This is a genomic window from Billgrantia antri, assembly GCF_019430905.1.
In the GTDB taxonomy this organism is placed as follows: Bacteria; Pseudomonadota; Gammaproteobacteria; order Pseudomonadales; family Halomonadaceae; genus Halomonas; species Halomonas antri.
In genome coordinates, this window is sequence record NZ_JAHYCA010000004.1 from 315,753 (window position 1) to 341,361 (window position 25,609).

Consider the following 25,609-nt stretch of genomic DNA (forward strand, 5'->3'; position numbering starts at 1 on the left):
AACTCTCTTTGCTACCCAGAAGAAGGAAGGGATGTTGAGTGACCATGATGGCGCAGGAGGTGCCAAATGGCGGATTACCTCGAACAGGGCGAGATCTATTTCTTCTATCGGCCCAAGGTCAATGTAGAGAAGGTGCAGAGCCTGGATGACGTTCAGCGGCTGCATGTGGTACTGGCCCCGAAGGATGGCGCCAAGATTCGACTGTTCCTGGTGGGCAAGAAACGCTTGCCCGAGATTAGCAGGGGCAAGCCGAAGTCCACCGCTCGCGAGTGGATGATGAACGACCTGAGCGGAAAGCCGCAGGAGATCGGCAAGGCGCTGGCGCCTCTCGAGTACGACACCAAGACTCGTGGTGAACAGGAACAGGGCGAGGCGATTCCTGCCGGCGAGGGCCGCTACGCCATCTTCGAGCGCGACGGCAGTTCGCGCTTGGCCTATCGCCTGACTAGCCCCGACAAGCCCGGCAAGGCGCAACGTGAGCTGGGTATCCTGCCCCAGGCAAGCTACATCATCTCGGTGCGCAACCCGGCCATCGACGTGCCCGGCTTTCCCCACGCCAAGCCGGACTTCCCCAAGCGCCTCGAAGAGAAGTTCGCCGATAAGCGCTGGATCGACATCGACGATCCCAAGCTGCTCGATTACGAAAAGGCTCAACTGTTGCTGATCGGCGCACATGACGATCTCGGCGAGGAGGGCATCGAGATAACCGGCTCGGCCAATCTGTTCAAGACTCTCGGCTTGAACGAGCGCGAGTGGCCCACCGACGCGCTCGAGGGTGGCAAGCTCGCCGAGCCGCAGATGCAGGCCGAAACGCTCGAGCCCAAGCGCGACCGCACCAAGGGCGGCGAGCGAGGCGGCCAGGCAGCACGTAGAACGGCCTCCGCTGCAGGTATTGCCCAGGCGTTGAAGGGGGTGGAATTTCCCTGCGACAGCCAGGCATTGCTCGAGCAGGCCAGGGCCAACAATGCCCCGCAGGAGGTCGTCGAGGTGCTGCAAGAAATTCCCTCGCGCAAGTTCGAGACCATGGCCGACGTGCAGAAGGCCGTTGGGGAGGTGCGCTGATGACACAATTCGTTTGCGACATCTGCGGCGCCACGTTCGAGCAGAAGTCACGCTACGAGCGACATATGCTCACCTCACATCCGAAGCGAGCCGTGTCTGCCGCCGATATCGAAAAGGCGCTGAGAGGCATCGACTTTCCCAAACAGCGCAGCGAGCTCATCGATGCCGTGAGCGGCGAGGATCGAGAGATACGCGACATCATCGAGCAGCTGCCGATGCGGGAATACCGCGATGCCGCCGAGGTCGCGCGTGCCTTCGGTGAGCTGCGTACCCATGTGAGGGCCGCCGAGAACCAACCAAGCAGGCGTGGAGGGAAGCGCGCCGCGCAAGAGCATGCTTCCGCGCCCTCCGCTGCTCGCATCGCCAGTCTGTTCGCCGGCATGACATTTCCGGCCAGCCGCGGCGCCCTGCTAGAGCATGCCCGGACCGAGGCGAACGCTGCGGAGATGCGCCTGCTCGAGCAGTTCGGCGAGCATACCTACCACAGCATGGCTGAGGTGACACATGAGCTGAAAAGCTTACGCTGATACTGCTTGCGGCTCAGACAAGTGCTAGGCTAAACGGCAAATCCCAAAGAGATGGCTCCGCCTTGGCAACAGGTCATCTCGTTGTTTTGCAGGCCGGGTCAGACCAGTATCTTGGAAAAATTCCGCTCACCTGTCACTCGTGCTTCATTTCCTCCCAGGCGACCTCATCGCCTGGCGAAGGCGACATTGGCACCTCGCACTTTCGCTTTCTGCCACACCTTCGGTCTTACCGTGTGGATTGCCCTGGCGGAGGATCGCGGCTGGGCATTGATCGGGTCAGGCCTGCTCCTGCTCCTGTGGCCAGCGGTGGCGTATGGCCACGCCACCGTTGCCAACGACTCGAAGCGGGCCGAGTTTCGCAACCTGTCGCTGGACAGCTTGCTGTTTGGCCTCTGGTGCAGCGTGCTGGACTTTTATGTGCTGGCCACCGTCACCATCGGCCTTGCCTGCCTGATGAACAATATGGTGACAGGCGGCCTGCGTCGGATGGCCGTTTCCATGGCGCTGTTTGCCGGCGGCGCGCTGGGCTGGAGCCTGTTGACGGGATTCGACTTCAGACCCTACGCCAGTACCGGGATCGACATCTACCAGGGGACCGGCGCAGTGGTCTACTTGCTTGCGCTTGCTTATGTCATGTACCAGCAAAACCGCAAGATCGGCCGCAGCATCGTCGAGATCAAGTTCCAGAACCGGGTGTTTCACGCCCTGCTCGAACTCGGCGTCGCGGCCAATCGCGCCTCGAACATCCACACCTTGCTGGATGAATCGCTCAAGCACCTGCATGCCGATTTCCCCGAGTATGGGTTCGCCGTGTTCCTGCAGGAACGGCAGCGCCCCGAGGTGACACGCTACGCAGCCGTGGCCGGCCTGCGCCTGGGCGCCGAGGATGAGCGCCGCCTAGGCGGCTTGCTGGCAAAGCTCCAGGAGCGGACGGAAAACACGATCAAGCTGCGCGAGAAAACCGACGGCGAACAACTCTATGCCACCTCCATGGCCGGGCGGCTGAGCCTGTACGACGGCTGGCTGATCGTGCGAGCCCCCCGGCTCGACGCCCCGCTGGAGCGTATGTTGTCCCTGTTCGTCGACCAACTGGCGGCAGCGACCGAAAACAAGCTGCTTCAGCTCGCACTGAAGGAAACTGCGGAACGTGACGGGCTGACCGGGCTCTACAATCGAGGTTTCTTCGAATCCGCCCTTCAGTTGAGCATCCAAGGCAAGGCCCAGACGCCGAGCCTGGAGTTCGCCGTGTTGATGATGGATGTCGACGGGCTCAAGGTGGTGAACGACCGCTACGGTCACGTGGCAGGGGATCAGCTTATCACCACAGTGGCCGAGCGACTTCAAGTTCACTGCCGTGCCAGCGACATCCTGGCCCGCTATGGAGGCGATGAGTTCGTGGTGTTGTTTCCCTCTGCGGACATTACCGCCGTAAACCGCCTGGCCAAACTGATCAGAACGCATATCGAAGGCCAGCGCTGCACCATCACTACCGCCAGTGGAGAACAGCTGGCGCTGGAGCTGCGCCTGAGCCTCGGCGGCGCCAGCTCATGTGAAACAGCGGCCCAGGAAGTCCTCTCCCTGGCCGACGAGCGCATGTACGACGACAAGACCCAGCGACGCAAGCAGCGCGCCGTCTACGGTTGACGCTACCTCACCGGCACTCGACGCCCGGTCAGCCCGGCGTCATCACGCGCCCCGCAGCGCCCAGACATTCGCCGCCAGAAACAGACCGAGGTCAAAGGCGGTATACGCCGCCAGACTCTTCAGCCGGGTTATCGTGGGACTCGGGGTACGCGCGCCGGCAATACCGACACCGAAGGCGGGCTGCATGACGAAGAAGGGAACTGCGACAGTGCCGACGCCAACGACCAGCGCCGGCGCCAGCGTGGGGTTGCGCACCCACTCTACTCCCCAGAGGTAAACCAGCAGGGCAGCAAAGACGATGCCGATGGCATAGTGCACGATCCACCCCCAGGCGCGCTCGTTGGCAATGGGCGATGCCGCCATGATGGATGCATGCCGGAAACGACCTCGCGCAAAATGACCGAGCCACCTGGCCACCAACGCGTAATCTAGGGATGGCGATTTAAACAGCCGTTGCTGAATGCAGCCCCATAGGTCCATAACCAGCGTGGCGCCGATACCGATCACCATGGAATGCAAGAGTATTTCGTCAACTTCGTGCATGATTGAAATCGCTCGATTGTCCACGACGTGTGCAATGTACGAATTCAAGTGAACTTGAGGTCAAGAGTGAAAACTTTGGATATCGCGGACGTCGCGCGGCGCTCCGGTCTGCCGCCCTCGACCCTGCGCTACTACGAAGAAAAGGGGCTCGTTCGCTCGGTGGGAAGAAATGGCCTGCGGCGACTGTTTGCGGAAAACGTTCTGGAGCGATTGTCACTGATTGCCCTGGGGCAGCATGCTGGGTTCTCGCTGGATGAGATAGGCGGCATGCTCGGCACCAAGGGCGGGCCCGATATCAATCGCGCCCAGCTCATGGCCAAAGCGGACGAGCTGGACCGGACGATTCGGCACCTGACGGCAATGCGCGATGGCCTGCGCCATGCCGCCGCCTGCCCTGCCCCGAGCCACATGCAGTGCCCGACGTTTCGGCGCCTGTTACGCCATGCGACGCGACCACCTCGGCAGCGGGGCAAATAAAGGGCAGCCACTTCACAGTCAGGCTTATTGAGACATCAGCGGCTTCCTTCAATGGAGCCGGCTCTCGAATGTCAGATAATAGTTGTTGAGCAACGGCGGCATCGGCTTGCTGCTCAGCAAGCGTGTCGGAGGTTTCAAGCGGTACTCACGCCCTTCGAGCAGCCTGGCCAACATGTGGCTCCCCACCAGCAGCACCAGATGACGACCGGGGCAGATACCGGTTCCCTCGCTGAACGGCATCAGCACCCGTTGCTCCATCTGCTCCGGCTGCAGCCACAGGTCGGGATGGAAGCGGTGCGCATCGTCAAGATAGCGGTCGTCCCGGTGAAAGAAGGGAGCGTGCAGCAGCATGGAGGTGTTGGCCGGCATCCAGCCGTTCTCCCACTGCGTGGCCACTGTTGACTCTCGCAGCACCAGTGGCACGGTCGGCCATAGCCTCAGCGACTCCAGGATGCTGGCCCGCAGAAAGCCAAATCGTGGAGACGCATGTGGAATGTCATGTGCAATTTCAGCCTGGGCGCGTTCAGACTCACCGGGGTGCGCTGCCAACAGCGCCAAGGCACGGAAGGTCGCCATCCCCGCTGGGTTGAAAGCCGTCAGCCACTGCGGCACCTGATGCACCGGCTGGGTGACTTCATTGTGAGAAGTCCGCGCCACTTCGGCAGCCAGACTGCCCTTTTCCGCCCGTTCCAAATAGCGAAGAAGTCGTTCGTGCAGATCCTTCCTGAGATGCTCACGTCCGGGGTGGAGAAAGCCCCAATTGGCGACGGCACGCAGCTTGGATAGTGTCTCGGTGAGCGCGCGGTCGTCGCGGGCGGTATCGCCCAGAACCACACGCCGCACTACCCGGTTCCAAGCGTCGACGAATGCGTCCCAGTCGAGATGACCGCCAGCCTGGCGGATGTCTTGCAGCAGTTCGCCGGCTTCCTCTTGGACCACCGTGGCGAAGCGGTCGCCCAGATGGTGCAGGGCACAGTGGCTCTGCAGGACGTCATCATTGAACCGGCGTCGCTCGGCACGCTCGACGCCGTGGGAAATCAACGACATATGGGGTTCGAAGTGGGCCAGCACGCTGCGCTTGGCCCATTCGGCGGTGGCAAAGGGTTCGGGTGTCTGCTCGAGTATGCGACTGGCGTGGCCGGGGTCGAGTACCAGCGCCATCGGCTTGCTATCGGGGCTGCGCAACATCAGCGGACCTGGGCCATACTTCGCCTCGAGCCGCTGCACGCGAAGTATCGCCCGCTGGTCGAGTTTCATACGCTCCGCCAGGCCCACGATCCTGGGGCGTCGGATGATGACACCCTTGGCCACGCTCGGCAGCAGACATCGTTCATGACGGCCAGCGTTTCCGACACGCTCGCCCTGGGCAACCCGTGCTGCAGCGATTCCTTAGCCATCTCACGCTCCTTGGACTGTGTTCCTGACGGCAGTCTAGTCGCGACATCACCCCGCAAGCCTTTGTCGTACCAAACGTTACAAGAGCGAGCGGTTTCGCCACACATCAGCCTCTACAAAAAAAGAGCCGCAGCATGCGGCTCGAGGCTAAGGCGGAGGATAGCGTCAGAACTCGCTCCAATCGTCTTCCGCCATATTCTGTTGGCGGGAACGGACAGGCTTCGGATCAGTCAGCCTGACCAATTGATGCTTCTCATGCCGCTCCTCCCGACTGACGTCTGGTTCATGGTGCGTGGTGACGTTCTGACGCTCGCCCTGCGCCGACGCTGAAGAGGCTCTTTCGTCGACACGGAAGGTGGCGATCAGGGCGGCGAGACGGCGGGCTTGATCCTCCAACGAGGCCGCTGCAGCGCTGGTCTGCTGCACCAGGGAGGCGTTCTGCTGGGTCACTGAATCCATTTCGGTCAAGGCCGTGTTGATCTGCTCGATGCCGCTGTTCTGCTCACGTGTGGCGGTGGAAATTTCGGCCATCAGCGCACTCACCTGACGAATCGAGTCGACGGTCTCGTTGATGGTCTGCCCGCTACGCTCGGCCTGCTCAGCGCCGCTGGTAATGCGTGAGGTGGTGTCCTCGATCAGGCCGCGGATCTCCTTGGCGGATTCGGCGCTGCGGCTGGCCAGGGAACGAACCTCGCTTGCCACCACGGCGAAGCCACGCCCCTGCTCGCCCGCCCGCGCCGCCTCGACCGAGGCGTTCAGTGCCAGAATATTGGTCTGGAAGGCGATGGAGTCGATCACTCCGATGATGTCGTTGATGCGTTTGGCGCTCTCGGCAATTTCACGCATCAGTTGTACGGTACGTTCGACCTCCTGTCCGCCGGCCACGGCGGTTTGCGAGGCGGTGGCGGAGAGCCGGTCGGCCTCGATGGCCGAGTCGGTGTTCTTGCTTACCGTGGAGGCCATCTCCTCCATACTGGAAGCGGTCTCCTGCAGGGCGGAAGCCTGCTGTTCGGTGCGCGAAGAGAGATCCTGGCTACCCGTGGCGATTTCGCCGGCGCCGGTGAAGACGTTCTCGCTGCTGTCGCGCAGCGAGACCACCAAGGACTTGAGCTTCTCCTGCATGTTCTTCAGCGCCGCGTACAGCTGTCCGATCTCGTTGCGGCCGCGATCCTCGATGCGTGCGGTCAGGTCGCCATCGGCGATACGCTGGAAATGCGCTATCGCTTCACGCAGCGGGGTGACCACCACCCGCATCAAGGCGATGCGAATGAGGAAGGCGGCTACCACCGCGACCACCAGCAGCGTGGTTGCGATGATCGTTACGTTGCGATCCAGCGCCTCGATCGCCCCGATGTCATCGGCAGCGCGTTGCTCGATGTAATGGATGAAGACCTCCATCGCTTCGTCCAGCGTCGCGCCCAGCTCGGCCAACGTGTCCTGGCTGCGCTGGACCTGGAACGGCGCAGCATCCAGCAGCGGCACCAGGCCCTCACTGACGAGCGCCTCGTAGGCCTCGGTGATTGCCTGGACATGCGGCCAGCGGCTATCTTGCGAATCGATAGGCACGGCGCGGAATTCCGCGAAGCGTTGCTGTGCCGCATCAATCGCGGCCACGGCCCGCTGCTGGTTCTCCTGTGCCTTGTCGGGGTTGCCTTGGGTGCTGAGGCTGGCGTAGCGATCCAGGAAGGTCTGTGCACGCAGCACGTTCACCTGGGCCCGGTTGACCGTATCGGCCAGCACCATGTTGGTTTCCACCAACTCGTGCAGGGCCGCTTCCCCCTTGGCACCGGAGTAAAAGCCCAGCCCGCTGATCAAACCGATCATCAGCACCAATGCCGCGAGCGCCGCTGTCAGGCTCCACTTGATGGATATGTTTTTCATCGTTAGCCCCTTGCATGCTGCTTTAGTTCTTTTGGTTTTGCGTTTACCTTTTTCATCGGCCTGCGAACCGAAAAGTTGAGAAAACGTGGAAGACAAATTCGATCTCTGGATATAGAGCAATCGCATAAGTGCGTGCCTGCAATTCCGCTTTGGTCTAGCCCGCACTGGCCGACGATCCGGCCGAGGTGCGTAGAAACGGTGGAGGCATGAGCACTTCCCGCTGCGTTGACGCTATGCTGTGAGCCAGGTAGGACGGCGCAAACAAGGAAATGGACAAGGGAAGGAAAGATGCGCGCATCGCGGGATAAGGCAACGGATGAATCCACCTCGGAACCACGCAACCTGATCGAATTGATGCAGGCCATCGACGCGATCGACACGCCCTCGGGACGTATCCGCTTCGACGAGGTGCTGGATGCCATCGGCCGACGCGCCTTCGGCCCACTGCTGTTGCTGGCAGGCTTCATTACCATGCTGCCGATCGTCGGGGACATTCCCGGCGTTCCCACGCTGATGGCCCTGTTTACCCTGCTCGTCTGCGGTCAGCTGCTGCTGGGTCGCCGCACCTTTTGGCTGCCTGCCTGGCTGCGTAACCGTTCCCTGCCAAGCGACAAGTTGCACCGTGGGCTCAAGTGGATGTACCGCCCGGCCAAGTGGATCGATCGACTGCTGCATCAGCGCATCACCGTCCTCACGGGCCGTGTCGGCATCCGCTTCACCGCGGCCGCCTGCTTGCTCATCGCCCTGTCGATGCCGCCCATGGAGTTCATTCCGTTTACCGCCAATCTTGCCGGCGCGGCCCTGACACTGTTCGGCCTGTCGATCATGGCGCGCGATGGCGTGCTGGCGATCATTGGCTTCGTCATAACAGGGCTGTCCCTGGGCGTGGTGCTCGTCAATCTGTTATAGGAGACTTCCATGCTCCCGCTCGAACGGCTGCAGGACGCCCAGCGGCTGATTGCCGATACGTTGGCTCCCACCCCTCTGCTGCTCGACCATGTCCTGTCGGAGCGTATCGGCCGGCGCGTGTGGCTCAAGGGCGAGTTGTTCCAGCGTACTGGCTCGTTCAAGCCACGCGGTAGTCTGCACTGGGTGCGAACCGCCAGCCGAGAGGAACTGGCCGGAGGGCTGGGAGCCGTCTCGGCGGGCAATCATGCCCTTGGGCTTGCCTGGGCGGCGGGTCAGCTCGGTATTCCGGTCACCATCGTGATGCCGGAGAATGCCAGCCGATTCAAGGTGGAGGGAAGCCGCGCACTGGGCGCCGAAGTGATCCTGCACGGCGACATCAACGAGGCCTGGGAATTCATGCACCGGCTGGTGGAGGAGCGAGGATTGACCCTGGTGCACCCCTACGACAACGAGCGCATCATTGCCGGCCAGGGTACCGTGGGATTGGAAATTCTCGAGCAGGCGCCCGAAGCCACGGCCGTTCTCTGCCCGGTGGGTGGTGGCGGCCTGATCGCCGGCATCGGCTCGGCCACCGCGGCGCTGCGCCCGGGGCTGTCGCTCATCGGCGTAGAACCCAGCGGCGCAGCGAGCATGGCCCACGCCTGGGCGCAAGGTGCCCCTTCAAGGCTGAAGAAGGTGGAAACCTGCGCCAAGAGCCTGGCTGCGGCCATCGTCGGCGAGCATAGCTATCCGCTTTGCCGGGAGACGACACAGGCCATGGTGCAGATCGACGACGCGGCGATCGGTCGTGCCATGCACCATCTGCTCTACCAGGCCAAGCTGATGGCCGAGCCGGGTGCCGCAGTGGGTGTGGGCGCCCTGCTGGAAGAAGCCGTCACGCTGCCGCCCGAAGGCGATGTGGTCGTGGTGATTACCGGCGGCAACATGAGCCGGGAGGAGCTGACACCCTTTCTTTGATCTTTTCTGGCACTCCGCTGTCAGCTCAAGACAGTATGAAGTAGACGCAGGCCGCGGTGAGTCCGCCCATGGTGCCGTTGAACACACGCCAGGCGCGCGGCGTGCGCAGCCAGCGCCCGATGGCCATGCCGAAGCCCGCCCACAATGCAATGCAGGGTAATCCCACGACCTCTGCGAACCCGGCGAGCAAGAGGGCATTGATCACCGTATTGCCCTCTTCCGGAAGAAAACCGGCCATCAGCGCCAGCCCCATCACCCACGCCTTGGGATTGGCGAACTGAAAAGCGGCTGCCTGCCAGAAGCTCAACGGCCGCCCCTCGCCCCGCATGCGCAGGTCGGGCGGCGGCGCCGTAGCGATCTTCCACGCCAGATAGAGCAGATAAACGCTGCCCACCAGCCGGAGCACGACCTGAACCATGGGATAGCGTTCGAAGATAAGGCCCAGGCCCAGGGCGATACTGGCGAACAACAGGAAGCAGCCGCCGAGAATGCCGAAGATGTGCGGCAGGGTACGCAAGAAACCGTAGTTCGCTCCCGAAGCCGTGAGCATTACGTTGTTGGGGCCGGGAGTGATGGTCATCGAGATCATGTAGAGGGCCACCGGCCCGAGGAACGCCAGAGCTTCCATGTCGTTGCACCCATACAATTTATCGGTTTCGAGGTAGATTGTGACCACCATTCCCAGCATAATGGGTGCAAACGGGGCGTCAAAGGTTTTATTGTCACCATGACAATGTGGATTCCATCGCTTTCCCACCAAGGCGTGCGCTACCGCGCCATTGCCGAATCCATTGCCGTGGCGGTTCAGGCCGGCGAACTCGCTCCCGGCGAAAAGCTGCCACCTCAGCGTCGCCTGGCTGACCGTCTCGGCGTCACGGTGGGTACCGTGACCCGGGCCTATGCCGAAGCCGAGCGCCAGGGATGGGTCGTGGCCCGGGTGGGCAGCGGCACGTTCGTGCGCGGCGGCGAGGGGTCGGCAGGCCAGGATTTCCTCGCCAGCCGCCCCGTGGCGGATGGCACCATCGACCTCAGCCTGAGCCTGCCGCCACCGCATCCGATGCGTGCCGCCAGCCTGGGGCGCGTACTGCAAGAAATAGCCGAGCAGCCGGCGGTCCTGCAGCGCGCGGTGGAGTACCAGCCGGATCGCGGCGTACCCGCGCATCGAGAACAGCTGGCCGCCTGGATGACCCGCCTGGGCATGCCCGCCGACCCCGAGCCGCTCATCGTCACCCAAGGAGGGCAGCACGGCATCAACCTGGCGTTGCAGAGCCTAACGCGCCCGGGCGAGCGCATCGTCGCCGACGTGCTCACCTACCCCGGCCTGATCACCGCCGCCAGCCAGGCCCATCTCAAGCTGCAGGGCGTGCCGATGGACGACCAGGGCATGGACATGGATGCCCTCGCCCGGCTCTGCGCACAGCAGGCGCCGCGACTGGTTTACGTTACACCGGATCAGAACAACCCTACCGGCACCCCGCTGAGCGAGACACGGCGCGAGCGGCTGGTGGCGCTGGCCCGCCAGCACGACTTCTGGATCGTCGAGGATGGCGTGCAATACCTGCCCGAGGCGGAGCGCGGTACACCGATCTATCGCCTGGCACCGGAACGCACGCTGTTCATCTTCAGTACCGCCAAGGTGCTGGCCGGTGGCTTGCGCATCGGCACGCTGCTCGCACCCCCCGCGCTGCGCGAGCGGCTGGGCACGGCACTGCGCGCCCAAAGCTGGATGGTGCCGCCGCTGATGGTCGAGGCGGTGTGCCGTTGGGTGGCAAGCGCAGAGAGCGATACTCTGCTGGCCTGGCTGATCGAAGAGCTGGGCGAGCGCCAGCGCATGGCACGGAAACGCTTGGCCGGCCACGCCATCAACAGCCGCGGGCACAGTAACAATTTATGGTTGCCGCTCCCCGAAGGACTGCGCAGTGCCGTGTTCGTCGAGGCATTGGCCCAGCGCAAGATTCTGGTGAGTAGCGCCGAGCCCTTCTGCGTAGGCAGCGAACCCGCCCCCCAGGCCTTGCGGCTCTGCCTCAGCGCCGCGCCCTCACGTGAGGCGCTGGCCCAGGCGCTGGATACGCTCGCCGAGCTGCTTGCCGCGCCGCCCGCAGCCCCCTGGCAGACGCTGTAGCATGACGCAATGGATCATGACAGACGCAGCCGCAGCCCGCGAAAGCGCCTTCGATACTGGCTGGGTGTCAGCCCCACGCGACGGCCGAACAGGCGTCGGAAGAAGCTGGGCTCGGCATAGCCGAGCTGCTCGGCGATTGCCTCGATGGGCTCGTCACCTTGCTCCAGCAGCTGCTTAGCCTCCTCCAGCCGCAGCGTGTGTACGTAGTCCATCGGCGTCATGCCGGTGGCCGCCTTGAAGCGTCGCTTGAAAGCGCGCTCCGACAGACGGCTGACCTCCACCATGCCCGCCACCGGCGAGTGACAGTCGTAGTGCTGGGCAAGCCATACCTGGCAGCGCGCGATGCAGGCATCTTCTACCTGGCGCGAGCTGTTGAGCACGGCGTAGGGCTGCTGCCCCTCCCGGTGCCAGTCGATGAGGTGGACACGGGCCAGGCGCATTGCCTCGTCGGTGCCTAGCAGTCGCGCCACCAAGTAGAGGGTCAGATCGAACCGCCGGCCTGACCAATCTCACCTTCGAGGTGCGCGACCTGAGCGACTTCGAGACGACGGCCGAACCCGACGCCTTCGATCTGGTCACGACCTTCGATGGCATTCATGACCAGGCGAGGCCGCGCAGCCTTCTCCGGGGCATCCACCGCACCCTGGCACCGGACGGCGTCTATCTGGTGCAGGACATCCACGCCTCGAGCCATCACCACCTCGACCGCGAGCATCCGCTGGGCACCATGCTCTATGCGGTATCGGTGAGCCACTGCATGACGGTCTCCCTGGCCCAGGGCGGCGAAGGACTCGGTACCATGTGGGGACGGGAGCGGGCGCTGGCCTACCTGGAGGAGGCCGGCTTTTGCGACATCGAGGTTCACCAGCTCGAGCATGACATCCAGAACGACTATTTCGTCTGTCGTCCCGGGAAAGGCTAGCTAGCGAAGCAGCTCGGCAGCGGTGTACCAGGCGATCATGCGCTCCTCGTCGGTGGGGATGACCCACAGCCGCAGCCGGCTGCCCTCGGCATCGATGCGAGTGGCATGAACGGCGTTGGCCTGTGGCTCGAGCCGCGCGCCCAGCCACTCGCAGCCCTGCGCTACGGCGGCGCGCACCGGGGCGGCACGTTCGCCGATGCCGGCGGTGAAGACGAGATGATCGAGCCCACCCAGCGCCGCCGCGAGGCTGCCGATCTCGCGCACGATGCGATAGATGAACAGCTCGACGGCCTCGGCCGCTTCCGACGCCTGGCTGGCCAACAGCTCGCGCATGTCGCCACTGATACCGGAGACGCCGAGCAGGCCCGATTCCTGATAGAGCATGCTCTGTACCGCCTCGGCGCTCATGCCCTCCTGCAGGATCAAATGCAGCACCAGGCCAGGATCGAGGCTGCCACTGCGGGTTCCCATCATCAGGCCCTCCAGCGCCGTGAAACCGGTGGTCGCAGCGATGCTCCTGCCATCACGCAGCGCACACAGGCTCGCGCCATTGCCCAGGTGGGCGATGATTGTCCGCCCGCTCGCCGTCGACTGGCGGCACCCTGACAATGCCTCGGCCAGGGCACGACTGACGTAGTCGAAGGAGAGTCCATGGAAGCCGTAGCGGATCATGCCTTGCTGGCGATAACGACGCGGCAACGGGAAGGCCTGGGCCACATCCGGCTGACCGACATGAAAGGCGGTATCGAAGCAGGCGACCTGCGGTAGCGAGGGACGCAGGCCGGCGAGCGCCCGAACCGGCGCCAGGCCATGGGGCTGGTGCAGAGGGGCCAACGTCACCAGCTGTTCCAGTTCGGAACGATTGACCTCATCGAGTCGCAGCGGCGCACGATACGTCGCGCCACCGTGCACGATGCGATGGCCCACGGCCTGCACGTCGCCCAGCGCCGGATTCGCTTCGACCCAGCCCAGCAGTCGCGCCAGCGCCCCCTCATGCGACAGGCCTGGCGGCACGTCACGCAGCGCCACGTCATGCGCTGTTCCCATGTCGCTGCCGAACCCCTCCCCGAGTTCCAGCCGTGCCTGACTGCCGAGCCCCGAAAACTGACCACGACAGCGCAGCCTCAGCCCCATCGGGGTCTCCGGACGCGCGGCCTCGAACAGGGCAAACTTGAGGCTGGAGGAGCCGCTGTTGATGGCCAGGATCTCTCCGCTCATGGACCGACCTTCTTGTGCTGCTCCGTCACCAGTAGCGCCAGGGCACAGGACGCCAGGCGGGTAATGGCATCGTCGGCACGGCTGGTGAGAACGATCGGCACCCGCGCGCCCACCACCAGCCCGGCCCCGGAGGCATCGGCGAGATAGGTGAGCTGCTTCATGAGCATGTTGGCCGACTCGAGATCGGGGGCGACCAGAATATCGGCTCGCCCCGCTACCGGCGAGACGATTCCCTTGGCCGCCGCTGCGGCCTCGGAGACGGCATTGTCGAAGGCCAGCGGCCCGTCGAGCACGCCTCCGGTGATCTGGCCACGCTCGGCCATCTTGCACAGCGCCGCAGCCTCCAGGGTCGAGGCGATCTTGGGATTGACCGTCTCCACCGCCGAAAGGATCGCCACCTTGGGCAACGCATTACCCACCGCATGGGCCAGGTCGATGGCGTTCTGAACGATGTCCTTCTTGTCGGCCAGCGTCGGATAGATGTTGATCGCCGCATCGGTGATGAACAGTGGGCGCGGGTAGGTCGGCACATCGAAGGCCATCACGTGGCTCAGGCAGCGCTCGGTGCGCAGGCCGGTGTCGCGTTTGACGACCTCGTGCAGCAGTTCGTTGGTGTGCAGCGCGCCTTTCATCAGCGCTTCCACCCGTCCCGCGCGGGTCATGGCCACGGCCTCGGCGGCGGCCGCATGGCTGTGGGGTACGTCGACGAGCTCGAATTCGGCGATATCGATACCGGCAGCTTCGGCGGCGGCCTGCACCTTGGCCCGCGGCCCCACCAGCACCGGGCGGATCAGGCCCTGACGCGCCGATTCATAGGCGCCCAGAATCGAGACTTCATCCACCGGGTGCACCACGGCCATGCTCACCGGCTCGGGGTGCTCAGCGGCACTGAGCATCTCATGCAGGCGTGCCCGCTCGGCCATTCTTACGCGCGGCAGCACGGCACGCGGCCGGCTCACTTTCTCGGTGGGTGCCTGCACTTCCGCCTCGCCTTCGATGACGGTCTCGCCGTTCTGGTTAGTGCAGTGACACGCGAACACGATTCGCTTGTGCTGAGCCTCCTTGCTCAGTACACGCACGCTTACCCGCAGCACGTCGCCGAGGCGCACCGGCTTGCGAAAGCGCAGGGTCTGGCCGAGGTAGATAGTGCCCGGACCAGGCAGTTCGGTGCCGAGCACGGTGGATATCAGCGCCCCGCCCCACATGCCGTGGGCCACCACTTCCTGGAAACGGGTGCTCTTGGCGAAGTCGTCGTCGAGGTGAGCCGGGTTGATGTCCCCCGACATGATCGCGAAGAGCTTGATGTCGTCGAGGGTCAGCCGCTTCTCGAGCGATGCCGTATCGCCTACCCGGATCTCGTCGAAGGTGCGATTCTCGATATGACCGTTCGCGGTCGACTGGCCCTGCTTGTCCATGCGCTACGCCTTGATCGAAGGTGAGAGGAATCGGCCGCGCCGATAGTGCAACGCAGCAAGTCTCAGCCGCTAGCATCGAATACGCTTCCGAGGATGGCAAGCGCCTTGCAGCCCCCAAGCGAAACGTCACAATGAAGGAGACGACCACTCATCGAGCCGAACCATCATGCATCGCTTCCTCAACGATCCGACGTTAGCCGTTCCGGTCTTTCCGGGTAGCCATATCGCCATGGATGGACACTACCTCTTTCTCTCTGGCTTGACCGTGACCGACATCCAGGGCGGCGACGCCGTCGTCGGTGACATCGCCGAGGAAACGCGCTGGGTGATGCGCCGCCTGTCCCGCATGCTGGAATATGCCGGCGCCTCACTGGCGCACGTGGTGCGGGTCGACATTCACCTGACCGACCTGGATACCATCCACACCATGGACGCCGCCTACGCGGAGTTTTTCACCTACCACAGCTACCCCGCGCGCACCTGTACCGAATCACCGCGGCTGAGCGGAGGCGCCAACGTCGAAATCACCCTGATGGCGCGTCAGCCGGACCCTACCTCCGCCGACTGACCCGCCAGCACCGAGACATGACGCCGCAGCGCCGATAGCCTGTCTCGACAAAAGTCGCGTGTTGCACCATACTGGCCGCGTTTGCGATTGGGAATGATACGCAACAGCAAGTTTTTTCGCTTTCCTTAGCGGGCTGTTCGAGATGCCAAATGCACCGTCTAATCGACGCTCCGACCTGTCCCACCTTCTCAACGAGTGAACATGAAAAGCCATTTTTCGAAGGTTCTCTGCGGCACGGCTCTGGCACTGGGCTGTACCACCGCACTGGCCGAACAGATCACCGTTACCGATATCGCCGGCCGCGAGGTCACCCTCGAGGTTCCCGTCGAGCGCATGATTCTCGGCGAAGGGCGGCAGATCTATCTGCTCGGCGCACTATAGCCGGAAGACCCCTTTGCCGGCGTAGTGGGATGGCGCGAGGATTTCTCCCAGGCCGACCCGGACAACTACGCACGCTACGCTGCCAAGTTTCCGGAACTCGAGGAGCTGCCCACCTTCGGCGGCTTCAAGAACGGCACCTTCGACGTGGAGCAGGCTGCCTCCCTCACCCCTGATGTCGTGCTGATGAACCTCGAGGCCAAGGAGGCCACCGAGGATGCCGCCTATGACGAGAAGCTGGCGGAACTTGGTATCGCCATCGTCTACGTGGATTTCCGTGAAGATTCCCTGCGGCATACCATTCCCTCCATGCGCATGCTTGGCCAGCTGTTGAGCGAGGAGGAAGACGCCGCGGCCTTCATCGAGTTCTCCGAGACCCAGATGGAACTGGTCACCCAGGTGATCGAGGCCGAGGTCGAGGCCGGTGAGCGTCGCGGCGCGTATCGAACCCTGCTCGAAGGGGCGGCCCCAGCTCATCGTCGAAGAGAGCATCTGAGCCGACGGCGGGTTCATCAAAGCGTCATGCCCGGCTCGATGGTATAGCCCATGTCGATGACCCGCTGGCCGGGCTCGCCGCCCTGGATGCGCCGTAGCAGCTCGCTGGCGGCGCGCTTGCCGATGGCCTGGCGCGGCGTGACCACGCTGGCCAGCCGCGGCGTCATCACCTGGCCTACGTCATGGCCGTGAAAACCGGCAATGGCCAACTGCTCAGGCACTTTGACCCCGCGCCTCAGGCAGGCGAAATAAGCGCCCACGGCGACATCGTCGTTGGTACAGAAGAGTCCATCGGTCTCTGGGTATTCATCGAGGATTTCGTTGAGCAGCGCCGCCCCTACCGAGTAGGAAGAACGCTGGCTGCGCTGCTTGGTCAACGGCAAGAGCCCATGCTCCTCCATGGCCTGTCGATAACCCTGCTCACGCTGCAGGGTGCGCGAGTCGAGGCGTACCGCGAGGTAGACGATCCGACGCCGGCCATGGCGGATCATTTCGGTCACCATGTCGTGGGCGGCACGCACGTTGTCGAAGCCGATCGACTGGTGCAGCGGCGGAGTCAGTGAATCCATGATCTCTACGGTGGGAATACCCGCCGTCTCGAGCATACGGCAGGTTCGCGCTGTGTGATGGCTGTCGGAGAGAATCACACCGTCGACATTGTACGACAGGAGTGAAGCCAGGCTGCGTTCCTCCAACTCCTGGCTGTAGCCGTAGTGAGAGAGCATCAGATGATAGCCCAGCGGCTCGGTCACCTCTTCGATGCCGACCAGCACATCGGCGAAGACCTGGTTGGTCAGCGACGGCACCAGCACGCCGATGGAGTGGCTGGTGGCACGTGAGAGCAGATCGGGCGCGCGATTGGGAATGTAGCCGACCTGCTCCGCGGCACGGAAAATACGCTCGCGCAAGCCCTCCGACACGGTCGTGGGATCGCGCAGGCAGCGGCTAACGGTCATCTTGGTCGCTCCGACCCGGTCGGCGATGTCCTGGAGTGTCGGTCGTTTCTTCTTCACGCTGCCCCATTGGCTACGGTTGGATCTGACAGGCCGCGCAGCGCTCGCTGTCGGCACGAGCGGCATGATACCGGAGTCGTCACGGTCATGCCGCTGTCGCTACCCAACGTTCAGGAATCGCGGTGACAGTGCGGCAGCGTCGTCAGGAAAGCCTCGACGATCGCCTCGGGCGTGTCACCGATGCGGCACGACACGGCTTCGCTCTCGCCTGGCGGTTCGAGATCGTGGAGTTGGCTGTCGAGCATCGCCTCGCCGCGAAAGAAGTGCTCCTCGCGCTCGGCCAGGCGGTGGCGCAACTGTTCGCGCTCTCCTTCGAGAAATAGAAAGACGAGTTCGGAATCGCCGCGGCGCAGGATGTCACGATAGCGCTGCTTGAGTGCCGAGCAGGCCAGCACCAGCGAGGCATCACGACGGCGATGGTCGCCGATCAGCCCCGCCAGGGTCTCCAGCCACTCGCGGCGGTCCTCGTCGTCGAGCGGAATGCCATTGGCCATCTTGTCGACGTTGGCCGGCGAGTGGTAATCGTCGCCATCGATGAAGGCAACGCCCAGGCGACTGGCGAGCAAAGCGCCGATATGCGACTTGCCCGACCCTGACACTCCCATCACCACGATGCGATAGGTGGCATCCTTCACGAGACCTCCCGGTTGACAGTTGCCGCACTCAGTTACCACGGACTGCGGCCATATCGGGCAGCCAGGTCACGATCCCCGGGAAGGCGATCAATACCACCAGTACCACCAGTAGCGCCACGTAGTAAGGCAGCATCGCCCTGACCAGTTGCTCCATGCTGACCCGACCGACGCCGCAGCCCACATATAGGCAGGTGCCTACCGGAGGCGTCAGCAGGCCGATACCGAGAATGAAGGCCATCAGCACGCCGAAGTAGACCGGATCGACCCCTACCGAGGTGACGATCGGTGTCAGCATCGGCGCCATGATCACCATTGCCGGAGTCAGGTCCATCACGAAGCCCACCAGCAGCAGCAGGCCGGCGACGATCAGCAGCAGCCAGAACGGCTCCTGGGTGATTGCCTGAACCTGGCGCACCAAGGTCTGCGGCACCATGTTGATGGTCAGGAACCAGGCAATTACGGTGGCGAAGGCCAGCAGCAGCAGGACCATGCCGGTCAGCCGCGCGGTGCGAATCAACATGCCCCACAGTTCGCGGGGATGGAACTCGCGATAGACCGTCAGCGAGATGAGCAGCGAATAGAGCAGTGCCGCCACGGCGGCTTCGGTGGCGGTGAAGACGCCGCCGAGAATGCCACCGATCACGATCACTGGCAGCACCAACGCCAGCCACGCCGCCTTGAAGGCCTGCCACAGGCGGGCCAATTCAAACTTACGAGTCTGCCCGGCATGCTCGATGCTGGCCATGATGAACGTCGTCACCATCAGCGCGAAGCCAATCAGAAGCCCCGGTACGATGCCGGCAATGAACAGGCGGCTAATCGAGGTTTCGGTCACGATGCCGAACAGGATCAGCGGGATGGACGGCGGAATGATGATGCCGATGACCGAGGAAACCGTATTGATCGCCGTGGCATGCGGGGCGGTATAGCCCTGCTGCTTCATCGACGGGATCATCATCGCACCCGTGGCGGCGGTGTCAGCCACGGCGGAACCGCTGATGCCGCCGAAGAACATCGAGCCGGTGATCGCCACTTGCCCGAGCCCGCCGCGTACGAAACCGACCAAGGCACCGGCCAGCTCCATCAGCCGGCGGGCGATGCCGCCGTTGCTCATCACCTCCCCCACCAGGATGAAGAACGGAATGGCCAGCAGCGGGAAGTTGTTGACCCCGCGGATCGACTGCTCGATCAGGATCGACAGCGGTATATCGGTGAGAATCGCCATGACTACGGCGGCAATGCCAAGGCCGAAGGCGATGGGTAGCCCCAACACGATGGAGGCAAACAGAATGATGAGAAATATCCACAGCATGGGTCAGTCTCCTGGCTGCCGCGCGGCGGCTCCGGGTTGGCGCATCAGGCGCAGGCACAGCCAGGCGCGCCAGAGGGCCACGGTGACGATGAACAGCGAACAAAACACCAGCGAGACGTTGATCAGGTTCCACGGTACGCCGAGGATGGCGGTCCGACCGGTGGAACGCGACATCACCAGATAGCCGCCCCAGACCATGATGCTCATCAGCGCAGCGATGATCAGGTGCTGGAGCAGGAACAGGGAATAGGCGGCACGGGGCTTGAGCCGACGCACGAGGAGATCCACGGCGATGTGCTCATAGCGGGCGAAGGCCGCCGCGGCACCGACGAAGATCAACCAGATGAACAGCATCCTGGCCAGTTCGTCGGCCCAGGGCAGCGAATGGTTGAACACCGATCGGCCGAGCACGTTAGCCGATACCGAGACGATCAGGGCCACCAGAATGGTTGCGATCAGATGCTCCATGGCCAGGGTCAGCCAGCGGAAGGCCACCGGGCCGCGGCGCTGTTCGGTATCGATCTCGAGCGGCTCGCGATTGGGGTCGTCAAGATACACGCCGGGATCGGCCGGAGGTTGGTTGGGCGTGGTCATGCAGCGCTCCGTGCAGGACAAGGGCTTTCCCCTTGCCCTGCAAAATCAGGCAGATGGGAGGATTACTGGTTGGATTCGACGATGCCCTGAATCTCGGCGATCAGGTCTTCGCCGATTTTCGGTGCCCATTCGTCATAGACCGGCTGCACGGCTTCCTGGAAGGCCGCGATCTGCTCATCGTCGAGCCGAGTGATCTGCATGCCCTTCTCTTCGAGCTGTTCGCGCGACCAGTCGTCATATTCGGTGGCCAGTTGAATCTCGTACTGGGCCGACTGACGTGCCGCCTCCTGCACCAGCTCCTGATACTCCGGCGCCAAGCGATCCCAGGTGCGCTCGGAGATCATCAGAATGAAAGGCGTGTAGACGTGGCGGGTTTCGGAGCCGTAATCCTGCACTTCGTGGAAGTTAGAGGTCAGGATGGTGCTCCACGGGTTCTCCTGGCCGTCCACGACGCCTTGCTCCATGGCCGAGAACAGCTCACCGAAGGCCATGGGGGTGGGGTTGGCACCGAGCGTTTCCCAGATCGACAGGTGCACCGGGTTCTCCATGGTGCGAATGGTCAGCCCGCCCACGTCCATACCCCCCACGTCTTCGGGGGTTTCGACCGGGCGTACGCTGTTGGAAAGCTGCCGATAGCCATTCTCGGAAAAGGCCAGCGCCTTGATCCCGCTACCTTCGAAGGCGTCGAGCATTTCCTGAGCGGTATCGCTCTGCATGACGGCCACGGCCGCATCGCGGTTGGGCAGCAAGAACGGCAGGTCGAATACTGCCAGCTCCTCGACATAGGTGGTCGCCGGGGAGGATGAGGGATAGGTCATGTCCAGCGAACCGGTCTGCAGCATTTCCATCATCTGCACGTCATCGCCCAGCTGGCTATTGGGGAAGATGTCGACGCTGATGCGGCCCTCGGTGCGCTGGTCGAGGATGTCGGCAAAATATTGCACGGAAAGGTATTGCGGCGAACTCTCGGCCAAGCCGATGCCCATGCGCAGGGTATGGCTGCCATGGTCGCCGACCACGTCGCCGTCGATCTCGGGCGGGTCGGAGAGGTCCGGGCTCTGGGCGTAGGCAATGCCTAGGGAAAGGGTAGCAGCACCGGCTAGCGTGAGGGTGTTGCGCCAGATGGTGGTCATGGCGGACTCCAGTCGGATTATCGTTGTGAGTTGACACTGCGTGGCGTCTTCCCGTCGGCATTACATGCCGTCGGGGGTCGAATGCCGGACATTGTTACCGGTAACATCCGATGTTTGAAGGCTAGACATACCCAGCGAGGCTGTCAATCTCGAGCGAGGCAACCTCCGTTATACGTTCGTCGCATAGCAATCACGCCATCGACCTCCGTTCCGTCACGATCCCCCCTCGAACGCCCCCGCCTCCCACACGGCGCGGCCCACTGCCGCCAGCATCCGCTCATTGCGCGCCACGTCGAGTTCACCCCGTACGCAGGCCACGATCACCATGCGACGCGCTTCCTCGCCTTGTCCCTGCGTGGCAATACCGCCATCGCAGGCGAGGCGATGCTGGGTACCTGTCTTGTGGGCCAGCCGAATGTCGCGCCCCAGCCCGGCCTTGAGCCGTCGATCGCCGCTGCTGGCGCGTGACATCACCGCGAGCAACTCGGCGGTGGCGTGCGGTCCCAGCGCCCTGCCCCGAGCCAGTGCCTCGAGCATGTCAGCGAAGGCGTCGAGCCGGCCACTGTTGAGATCGGTGGCGTAATAGCGCCGAAACGCTTCGTCGATACTCGATGTCAGCAGTTCCTGCGGCGCCAGACCGAGGCGCTGGCGTAACCATGCTACCCGAGCCGCATCGCCATGACGTTTGCGTACTTCGATGAAGTCCATGCCGCTCAACTGGAAAGCGCCCGGGTGCAGATTGGCGTAAGCATGACGTCGCACGTCGACCAGCGTGGTGATCGGCCCTAGTCCACCGGTGGGCGTGTGTCGTCGTACCCGAGCATTGACCGCATCCAGGCCCAGATGGCGCATCAGCATGTCGCTGGCGGTGTTGTCGCTGACGACCAGCATCGACTCCAGCAATTGACGCAGCGTCAAGGTGCTGCCCGGCACTGCCCAGTTGGTCGAACCGGCACCGTCCACATAGTCGCTACTCAGTAGGGTCAAGCGGTCTTCGAGTTCCATTTCGCCCGCCTCGACACGAGCCATCAGCTCGATCGCCACCGGCACCTTCACCAGTGAAGCCAGATACCAGCTCTCTCCGTCGCGCCAACCATACCGCGCGCCCGTTTCGAGGCTGCGCACGTGCACACCGAGTTCACCGTCGAAACCGGCCTCAAGCAGCGCCAGCCGCGCCCGCAGACGTTCTGCCCAGGGTGGTTTGACCCAGGCGTCGACCTGTTCCGCCCAACCGGGCTGCGCCGCAGCCAGCGTCGGCAGTGCCATGGTCAGCCACAACAGCGTTCGTGCGAGAACCTTGCACCAGCGCTCCGCTGTTCTCATCGACTCAACTCCCGAAATCGGCGTATCAGGGCAATCCATACGGCAGTCAGCAGGATCAGGCCCATGCCCAAGGCCAGCACCTGTGGGTAGCTGTAGACCTGCCAGGCGCCCAGCAGCAAGCGAAAGATCAGGAATATCACCACGATATGGAAGATGAAAGCGCGCAGGGCATCGCTGCCGATCACGCTAAGGGGCTTGAGCCACCTCGCCGCGCGGCTGCCTCCCAGCAGGCACAGGGCCATGATCACCAGCGCCCCGCCGGCACTGAACAGCATGAACAGCAACGCCGGCGGGTGCTTGCCGTCGTTCCAGGCCACGGCCTGCAGCGCCGCATACCATTCAGGCAGCGAAAGCACGGCGAAACCAGCCAGGAACAGCGCCCCGAAGCCGGCCAGCCACGCCACCAGCCGTCGACGGTTAGCCGGCTCGCCATACCAGCGCAGGATGGCCTCGCCGATCAGCAGGCCACTCATTACCAGCGGCAACCGCGCCAGTTGGCCCCATGTATAGTGATCGGCGTCTTCCACCAGCAGCGCCTTGAGGATCAGGTTGTCCCAGAAGTGAAAGTGGCGTTCGAGCATCACCGAGATCACGCCTATTGCCACAGGCGCCAATAGACGCGACCACAGCGGCATGCGACACCACAGCGGCAGCGCCCACGGCAGCCATAGCAGTGCCAAGGCGTAGAAGCCGAGGATCTCGACCCATATGGCGAAGCGCTGATAGAGCAGGGCATCGAGGATGTCTTGTGGCGTGAACATGGGCAGCATCTCGACGATGGTCAGCGCCTTGTACCAGAACAGCACTTCGAGCCCGCGCAGCATCAGCTTGCGTCGGCGATGAGGCCAGTCGGGCGTCTCTACCTTGGGCAGAAAGGCCACCGCCAGGGCGATGCCGAACACCATGATGAACAACGAGGAGGAAAACTTGGTGGTGAGATGGATCGGCACCATGCCCCAATCAGGCACAAGGCGGATGCCCAGCAGTCCACTTACCGTGTGACTGAGGATCATCAAGGCAATAGCGATACCGCGAGCCAGGTCGATGGCCGCTACCCGATGCGACAGGGATGGTAGCTGAGGCCGCTGGCCAAGCCCGATCATGGCGGTTCCCTCGCGACGTAATGTCCCGTGCCTGCCTAGCGCCACCCGACCGGCTCGCCGTTTCGCCGAAGTTCACGACGTGCACTGCTGGAAGCGCTGCAGAGCGCTCTGCTGAGAGAATAAGCGAAAACATTGCCGACGCGCACCGTCCGAGCTGCGCGCACCGGGGCACGCTATGCTGTTCATGAGAGGACACACCACCACTGCAAGGAGGCACACCATCAGCGTAAGTCGGCCGTCGTGCCGAGGGAGAGAGTGTCATGGCTATCCCGGCAACCCTACGGGAGTACTTGAGAGCCTGTGATATCGATTACGAGGAGGTCAAGCACGCCCGTGAAGTCAGCGCCAGCCGCGTTGCCCAGCAATCCCACATCACCGGCGAGCAACTCGTCAAGGCCGTCATGCTGCACGGCAGTTCAGGCTATCGCATCGCCGTACTGCCCAGCACCTGCGATGCCGATCTCGACAGCCTTTCCCAGCTGTTCGACGAACCGGTAGAACTGGCCACGGAGGAGGAGATCGTCAGCCGCTTTCGCGACTGCGACCCCGGCGCCACCACCCCGGTAGGCCAGGCCTACGGCCTGCAGGTCTACGTCGACGACATGCTGCGTCATCAGCCCGACATCTATTTCGATGCCGGCGATCATGAAACGCTGCTGCACATGAGCGGCAACGAGTTCGATAAACTGATGGGTAACAGTCCGCACGGCCAGTTCAGCCGCCACCACTGAGCGCACCAGGCGCCGCCTGGCGGCCTGTCCGCTCGCCTCCCTCCGGGCCTCGCCATCGGCGAGGCCCGTTCCACTGCCGCAGCCCGACTCAGCGCATGGCCAAGGCCTCGAGCATTGCCGCGAGCGATTCGGTCAGCCTGGCCAGGGTGGGATAATCGAGGCGGTCGTGCGTGTCCTCAGGACCGTGATAGTAAGGGTTACGGAAATTGGCCGTGTCGGTCAGCATGATGGCGGGATACCCTGCCTCCCAGAACGCCCAGTGATCGGACCGGCGTATGTCACCGAGCTGGGGCGGCGCCACCAGCCCCTCGGAGGGAACCTCGGCATGGTGGCGAAACGCGCCGATGGCCCGGTGGAGCAGGCTGCGCGACGCCAGATTGCTGACGAACGCAAGAAAGTCGCCGCTGCCGGGATAGAAGTGGCTCAGTGGGAACGGATAGGCCTGACTGCCAGGCGCGTCGGTGTAATAGCCGAGCATTTCCAGCGATATCATGCCCACGATATCCCTTTCCTCGGCCTTGGCCTGCCTGGCGTACTGCAGGCTACCCATGGACTTGCTGGCGAAGAATGGCACCTCTTCATTGACGAACGCCACCAGATGCAACGAACGGTCCAGTCCGGCGTCCTGCAACAGGTTGCCCAGCTCGATCAACACGGCCACGCCGGACGCGTTGTCGTCGGCCCCCGGGCTACCGCGCGTCGTATCGTAATGCGCACCGACTACGAGTACCTCGTCCGCCAGTTCTCCGCCGGGCAGAACCACCTCGATATTATGAAAAGTGCGATTGCCGGTCGGCACGGCCTGTCGCCGAGGCCGGTGTCCTACCCCCAGGAAGGCACGTTCTATGTAGTCGCCGGCAGCCTCAAGCGCTTCCGGTCGCCAGTAGTGGCGTTCGCCGATCTCCTCGGACAGCGCCCGCACGTGCGTGTGGAGCCGTTCGCTGAGGGCTTCGCCTCGTGCCCCCAACGGCGCGGGCTCACCGCGAAAGGAGCTGCCCGGCATGGAGAGCATCAGCCAGTATCCCCCGGTCAGCGCCGTCAGGGCGAGAAGGGTGAAAATTCCGAGCAGCGTGGCCAGGAAGAAGCGCCTGCGCTTGCTCGCCCGCCCTTCTCCGCGCTTCTGCCATCCCGGGATTCGTTTCGCCTGCATCCCCCCTCCTTCCCTGGAGCCTCACCTTTCTTTGGAAGATAGGCACGAGGAGGGGTACTGAACAGCAGAAATGCTGCGCAACCACCGCCTCTGCTTGGCCTG

General features: G+C 63.4%; 27 protein-coding genes. 12 read left to right on the forward strand and 15 right to left on the reverse strand.

Annotated elements, in window-relative coordinates; all coding sequences use genetic code 11:
• Positions 1–66: 66 nt before the first annotated feature.
• The 3 genes from KPL81_RS13015 to KPL81_RS13025 all read left to right on the forward strand — a co-directional run bounded on the left by KPL81_RS13015 (position 67) and on the right by KPL81_RS13025 (position 3,233).
• Complete coding sequence (locus KPL81_RS13015; RefSeq protein WP_219792546.1) at positions 67–1,062, forward strand: DUF2795 domain-containing protein; 996 nt, start codon at positions 67–69, stop codon at positions 1,060–1,062.
• The gene (locus KPL81_RS13020) at positions 1,062–1,589 is read left to right on the forward strand and encodes a DUF2795 domain-containing protein (RefSeq protein WP_219792547.1); all 528 of its coding nucleotides are present in this window, start codon (positions 1,062–1,064) and stop codon (positions 1,587–1,589) included. The genes KPL81_RS13015 and KPL81_RS13020 overlap by 1 nt, the downstream gene beginning before the upstream one ends.
• Positions 1,590–1,775: 186 nt before the next feature.
• Positions 1,776–3,233, forward strand: a complete 1,458-nt coding sequence (locus KPL81_RS13025; protein ID WP_240549238.1) for a sensor domain-containing diguanylate cyclase — start codon at positions 1,776–1,778, stop codon at positions 3,231–3,233.
• 42 nt (positions 3,234–3,275) lie between these two features.
• Here the strand turns inward: KPL81_RS13025 and KPL81_RS13030 are convergent, their stop codons facing one another.
• Positions 3,276–3,776: a DUF2938 domain-containing protein gene (locus KPL81_RS13030; RefSeq protein ID WP_219792549.1), complete on the reverse strand. Its 501-nt coding sequence runs from the start codon at positions 3,774–3,776 to the stop codon at positions 3,276–3,278.
• 66 nt (positions 3,777–3,842) lie between these two features.
• On the opposite strand from KPL81_RS13030, the gene KPL81_RS13035 reads away from it, so the two are divergent.
• On the forward strand, positions 3,843–4,253 hold the full coding sequence (locus KPL81_RS13035; protein WP_219792550.1) for a helix-turn-helix domain-containing protein: 411 nt from the start codon (positions 3,843–3,845) through the stop codon (positions 4,251–4,253).
• A gap of 48 nt (positions 4,254–4,301) precedes the next feature.
• On the opposite strand, the gene KPL81_RS13040 is transcribed toward KPL81_RS13035, so the two are convergent.
• Both KPL81_RS13040 and KPL81_RS13045 read right to left on the reverse strand, forming a co-directional pair.
• A complete protein-coding gene (locus tag KPL81_RS13040) occupies positions 4,302–5,510 on the reverse strand; it encodes a cytochrome P450 (RefSeq protein ID WP_240549239.1) in 1,209 nt (402 codons plus the stop codon).
• A 303-nt stretch (positions 5,511–5,813) separates the two neighbouring features.
• Positions 5,814–7,529 (reverse strand): methyl-accepting chemotaxis protein, encoded by a 1,716-nt coding sequence (locus KPL81_RS13045; RefSeq protein ID WP_219792551.1) that lies wholly within the window; start codon positions 7,527–7,529, stop codon positions 5,814–5,816.
• Positions 7,530–7,817: 288 nt separating this feature from the next.
• On the opposite strand from KPL81_RS13045, the gene KPL81_RS13050 reads away from it, so the two are divergent.
• Together KPL81_RS13050 and KPL81_RS13055 are read left to right on the forward strand one after the other, a co-directional pair.
• Positions 7,818–8,438, forward strand: a complete 621-nt coding sequence (locus KPL81_RS13050) for an exopolysaccharide biosynthesis protein (protein WP_219792552.1) — start codon at positions 7,818–7,820, stop codon at positions 8,436–8,438.
• Between the two features lie 9 nt (positions 8,439–8,447).
• Positions 8,448–9,395, forward strand: coding sequence for a threonine ammonia-lyase (locus KPL81_RS13055; protein WP_219792553.1), 948 nt, complete (start codon positions 8,448–8,450; stop codon positions 9,393–9,395).
• Between the two features lie 25 nt (positions 9,396–9,420).
• On the opposite strand, the gene KPL81_RS13060 is transcribed toward KPL81_RS13055, so the two are convergent.
• Complete coding sequence (locus KPL81_RS13060; protein ID WP_219792554.1) at positions 9,421–10,023, reverse strand: LysE family translocator; 603 nt, start codon at positions 10,021–10,023, stop codon at positions 9,421–9,423.
• 99 nt (positions 10,024–10,122) lie between these two features.
• Between KPL81_RS13060 and KPL81_RS13065 the strand changes: the two genes are divergently transcribed.
• Positions 10,123–11,517: an aminotransferase-like domain-containing protein gene (locus KPL81_RS13065; RefSeq protein ID WP_219792555.1), complete on the forward strand. Its 1,395-nt coding sequence runs from the start codon at positions 10,123–10,125 to the stop codon at positions 11,515–11,517.
• Positions 11,518–11,531: 14 nt separating this feature from the next.
• On the opposite strand, the gene KPL81_RS13070 is transcribed toward KPL81_RS13065, so the two are convergent.
• On the reverse strand, positions 11,532–11,987 hold the full coding sequence (locus KPL81_RS13070; protein WP_338035620.1) for a helix-turn-helix domain-containing protein: 456 nt from the start codon (positions 11,985–11,987) through the stop codon (positions 11,532–11,534).
• 50 nt (positions 11,988–12,037) lie between these two features.
• On the opposite strand from KPL81_RS13070, the gene KPL81_RS13075 reads away from it, so the two are divergent.
• Complete coding sequence (locus KPL81_RS13075; RefSeq protein ID WP_338035621.1) at positions 12,038–12,439, forward strand: methyltransferase domain-containing protein; 402 nt, start codon at positions 12,038–12,040, stop codon at positions 12,437–12,439.
• Here the strand turns inward: KPL81_RS13075 and KPL81_RS13080 are convergent, their stop codons facing one another.
• Positions 12,440–13,657: an acetate/propionate family kinase gene (locus tag KPL81_RS13080; RefSeq protein WP_219792557.1), complete on the reverse strand. Its 1,218-nt coding sequence runs from the start codon at positions 13,655–13,657 to the stop codon at positions 12,440–12,442. It abuts the gene before it with no gap.
• Positions 13,654–15,072 carry a bifunctional enoyl-CoA hydratase/phosphate acetyltransferase gene (locus KPL81_RS13085; RefSeq protein ID WP_219792558.1) on the reverse strand — a complete coding sequence of 473 codons (1,419 nt, stop codon included), beginning with the start codon at positions 15,070–15,072 and terminating at the stop codon, positions 13,654–13,656. The genes KPL81_RS13080 and KPL81_RS13085 overlap by 4 nt, the downstream gene beginning before the upstream one ends.
• 166 nt (positions 15,073–15,238) lie before the next feature.
• Between KPL81_RS13085 and KPL81_RS13090 the strand changes: the two genes are divergently transcribed.
• The 3 genes from KPL81_RS13090 (at position 15,239) to KPL81_RS20645 (ending at position 16,561) form a co-directional block, all read left to right on the forward strand.
• Positions 15,239–15,640 (forward strand): RidA family protein, encoded by a 402-nt coding sequence (locus KPL81_RS13090; RefSeq protein WP_219792559.1) that lies wholly within the window; start codon positions 15,239–15,241, stop codon positions 15,638–15,640.
• Between the two features lie 201 nt (positions 15,641–15,841).
• Positions 15,842–16,021: a hypothetical protein gene (locus tag KPL81_RS20640; protein ID WP_240549240.1), complete on the forward strand. Its 180-nt coding sequence runs from the start codon at positions 15,842–15,844 to the stop codon at positions 16,019–16,021.
• 24 nt (positions 16,022–16,045) lie between these two features.
• Positions 16,046–16,561, forward strand: a complete 516-nt coding sequence (locus KPL81_RS20645) for an ABC transporter substrate-binding protein (protein WP_338035622.1) — start codon at positions 16,046–16,048, stop codon at positions 16,559–16,561.
• On the opposite strand, the gene gntR is transcribed toward KPL81_RS20645, so the two are convergent.
• The 7 genes from gntR to KPL81_RS13130 all read right to left on the reverse strand — a co-directional run bounded on the left by gntR (position 16,531) and on the right by KPL81_RS13130 (position 23,626).
• A complete protein-coding gene (gene gntR / locus KPL81_RS13100; protein WP_219792560.1) occupies positions 16,531–17,526 on the reverse strand; it encodes a gluconate operon transcriptional repressor GntR in 996 nt (331 codons plus the stop codon). The genes KPL81_RS20645 and gntR overlap by 31 nt on opposite strands.
• A gap of 110 nt (positions 17,527–17,636) precedes the next feature.
• Positions 17,637–18,161, reverse strand: a complete 525-nt coding sequence (locus KPL81_RS13105; RefSeq protein ID WP_338035623.1) for a gluconokinase — start codon at positions 18,159–18,161, stop codon at positions 17,637–17,639.
• A 28-nt stretch (positions 18,162–18,189) separates the two neighbouring features.
• Positions 18,190–19,473, reverse strand: a complete 1,284-nt coding sequence (locus tag KPL81_RS13110) for a TRAP transporter large permease (RefSeq protein ID WP_209477919.1) — start codon at positions 19,471–19,473, stop codon at positions 18,190–18,192.
• A gap of 3 nt (positions 19,474–19,476) precedes the next feature.
• Positions 19,477–20,067: a TRAP transporter small permease gene (locus KPL81_RS13115; protein ID WP_219792561.1), complete on the reverse strand. Its 591-nt coding sequence runs from the start codon at positions 20,065–20,067 to the stop codon at positions 19,477–19,479.
• 62 nt (positions 20,068–20,129) lie between these two features.
• Positions 20,130–21,200: a TRAP transporter substrate-binding protein gene (locus KPL81_RS13120; protein ID WP_219792562.1), complete on the reverse strand. Its 1,071-nt coding sequence runs from the start codon at positions 21,198–21,200 to the stop codon at positions 20,130–20,132.
• Between the two features lie 213 nt (positions 21,201–21,413).
• A complete protein-coding gene (locus tag KPL81_RS13125; RefSeq protein WP_219792563.1) occupies positions 21,414–22,523 on the reverse strand; it encodes a serine hydrolase in 1,110 nt (369 codons plus the stop codon).
• Entirely contained in the window at positions 22,520–23,626 is a 1,107-nt protein-coding gene (locus KPL81_RS13130; protein ID WP_219792564.1) for a heparan-alpha-glucosaminide N-acetyltransferase domain-containing protein, read from the reverse strand. Before KPL81_RS13130 ends, KPL81_RS13125 begins: the two co-directional genes overlap by 4 nt.
• Positions 23,627–23,886: 260 nt before the next feature.
• Here KPL81_RS13130 and KPL81_RS13135 point away from each other — a divergent pair, with 260 nt between their 5' ends.
• The gene (locus tag KPL81_RS13135) at positions 23,887–24,357 is read left to right on the forward strand and encodes an aminoacyl-tRNA deacylase (protein ID WP_219792565.1); all 471 of its coding nucleotides are present in this window, start codon (positions 23,887–23,889) and stop codon (positions 24,355–24,357) included.
• Positions 24,358–24,445: 88 nt separating this feature from the next.
• On the opposite strand, the gene KPL81_RS13140 is transcribed toward KPL81_RS13135, so the two are convergent.
• On the reverse strand, positions 24,446–25,507 hold the full coding sequence (locus tag KPL81_RS13140) for a M28 family peptidase (RefSeq protein WP_219792566.1): 1,062 nt from the start codon (positions 25,505–25,507) through the stop codon (positions 24,446–24,448).
• Positions 25,508–25,609: the final 102 nt, after the last annotated feature.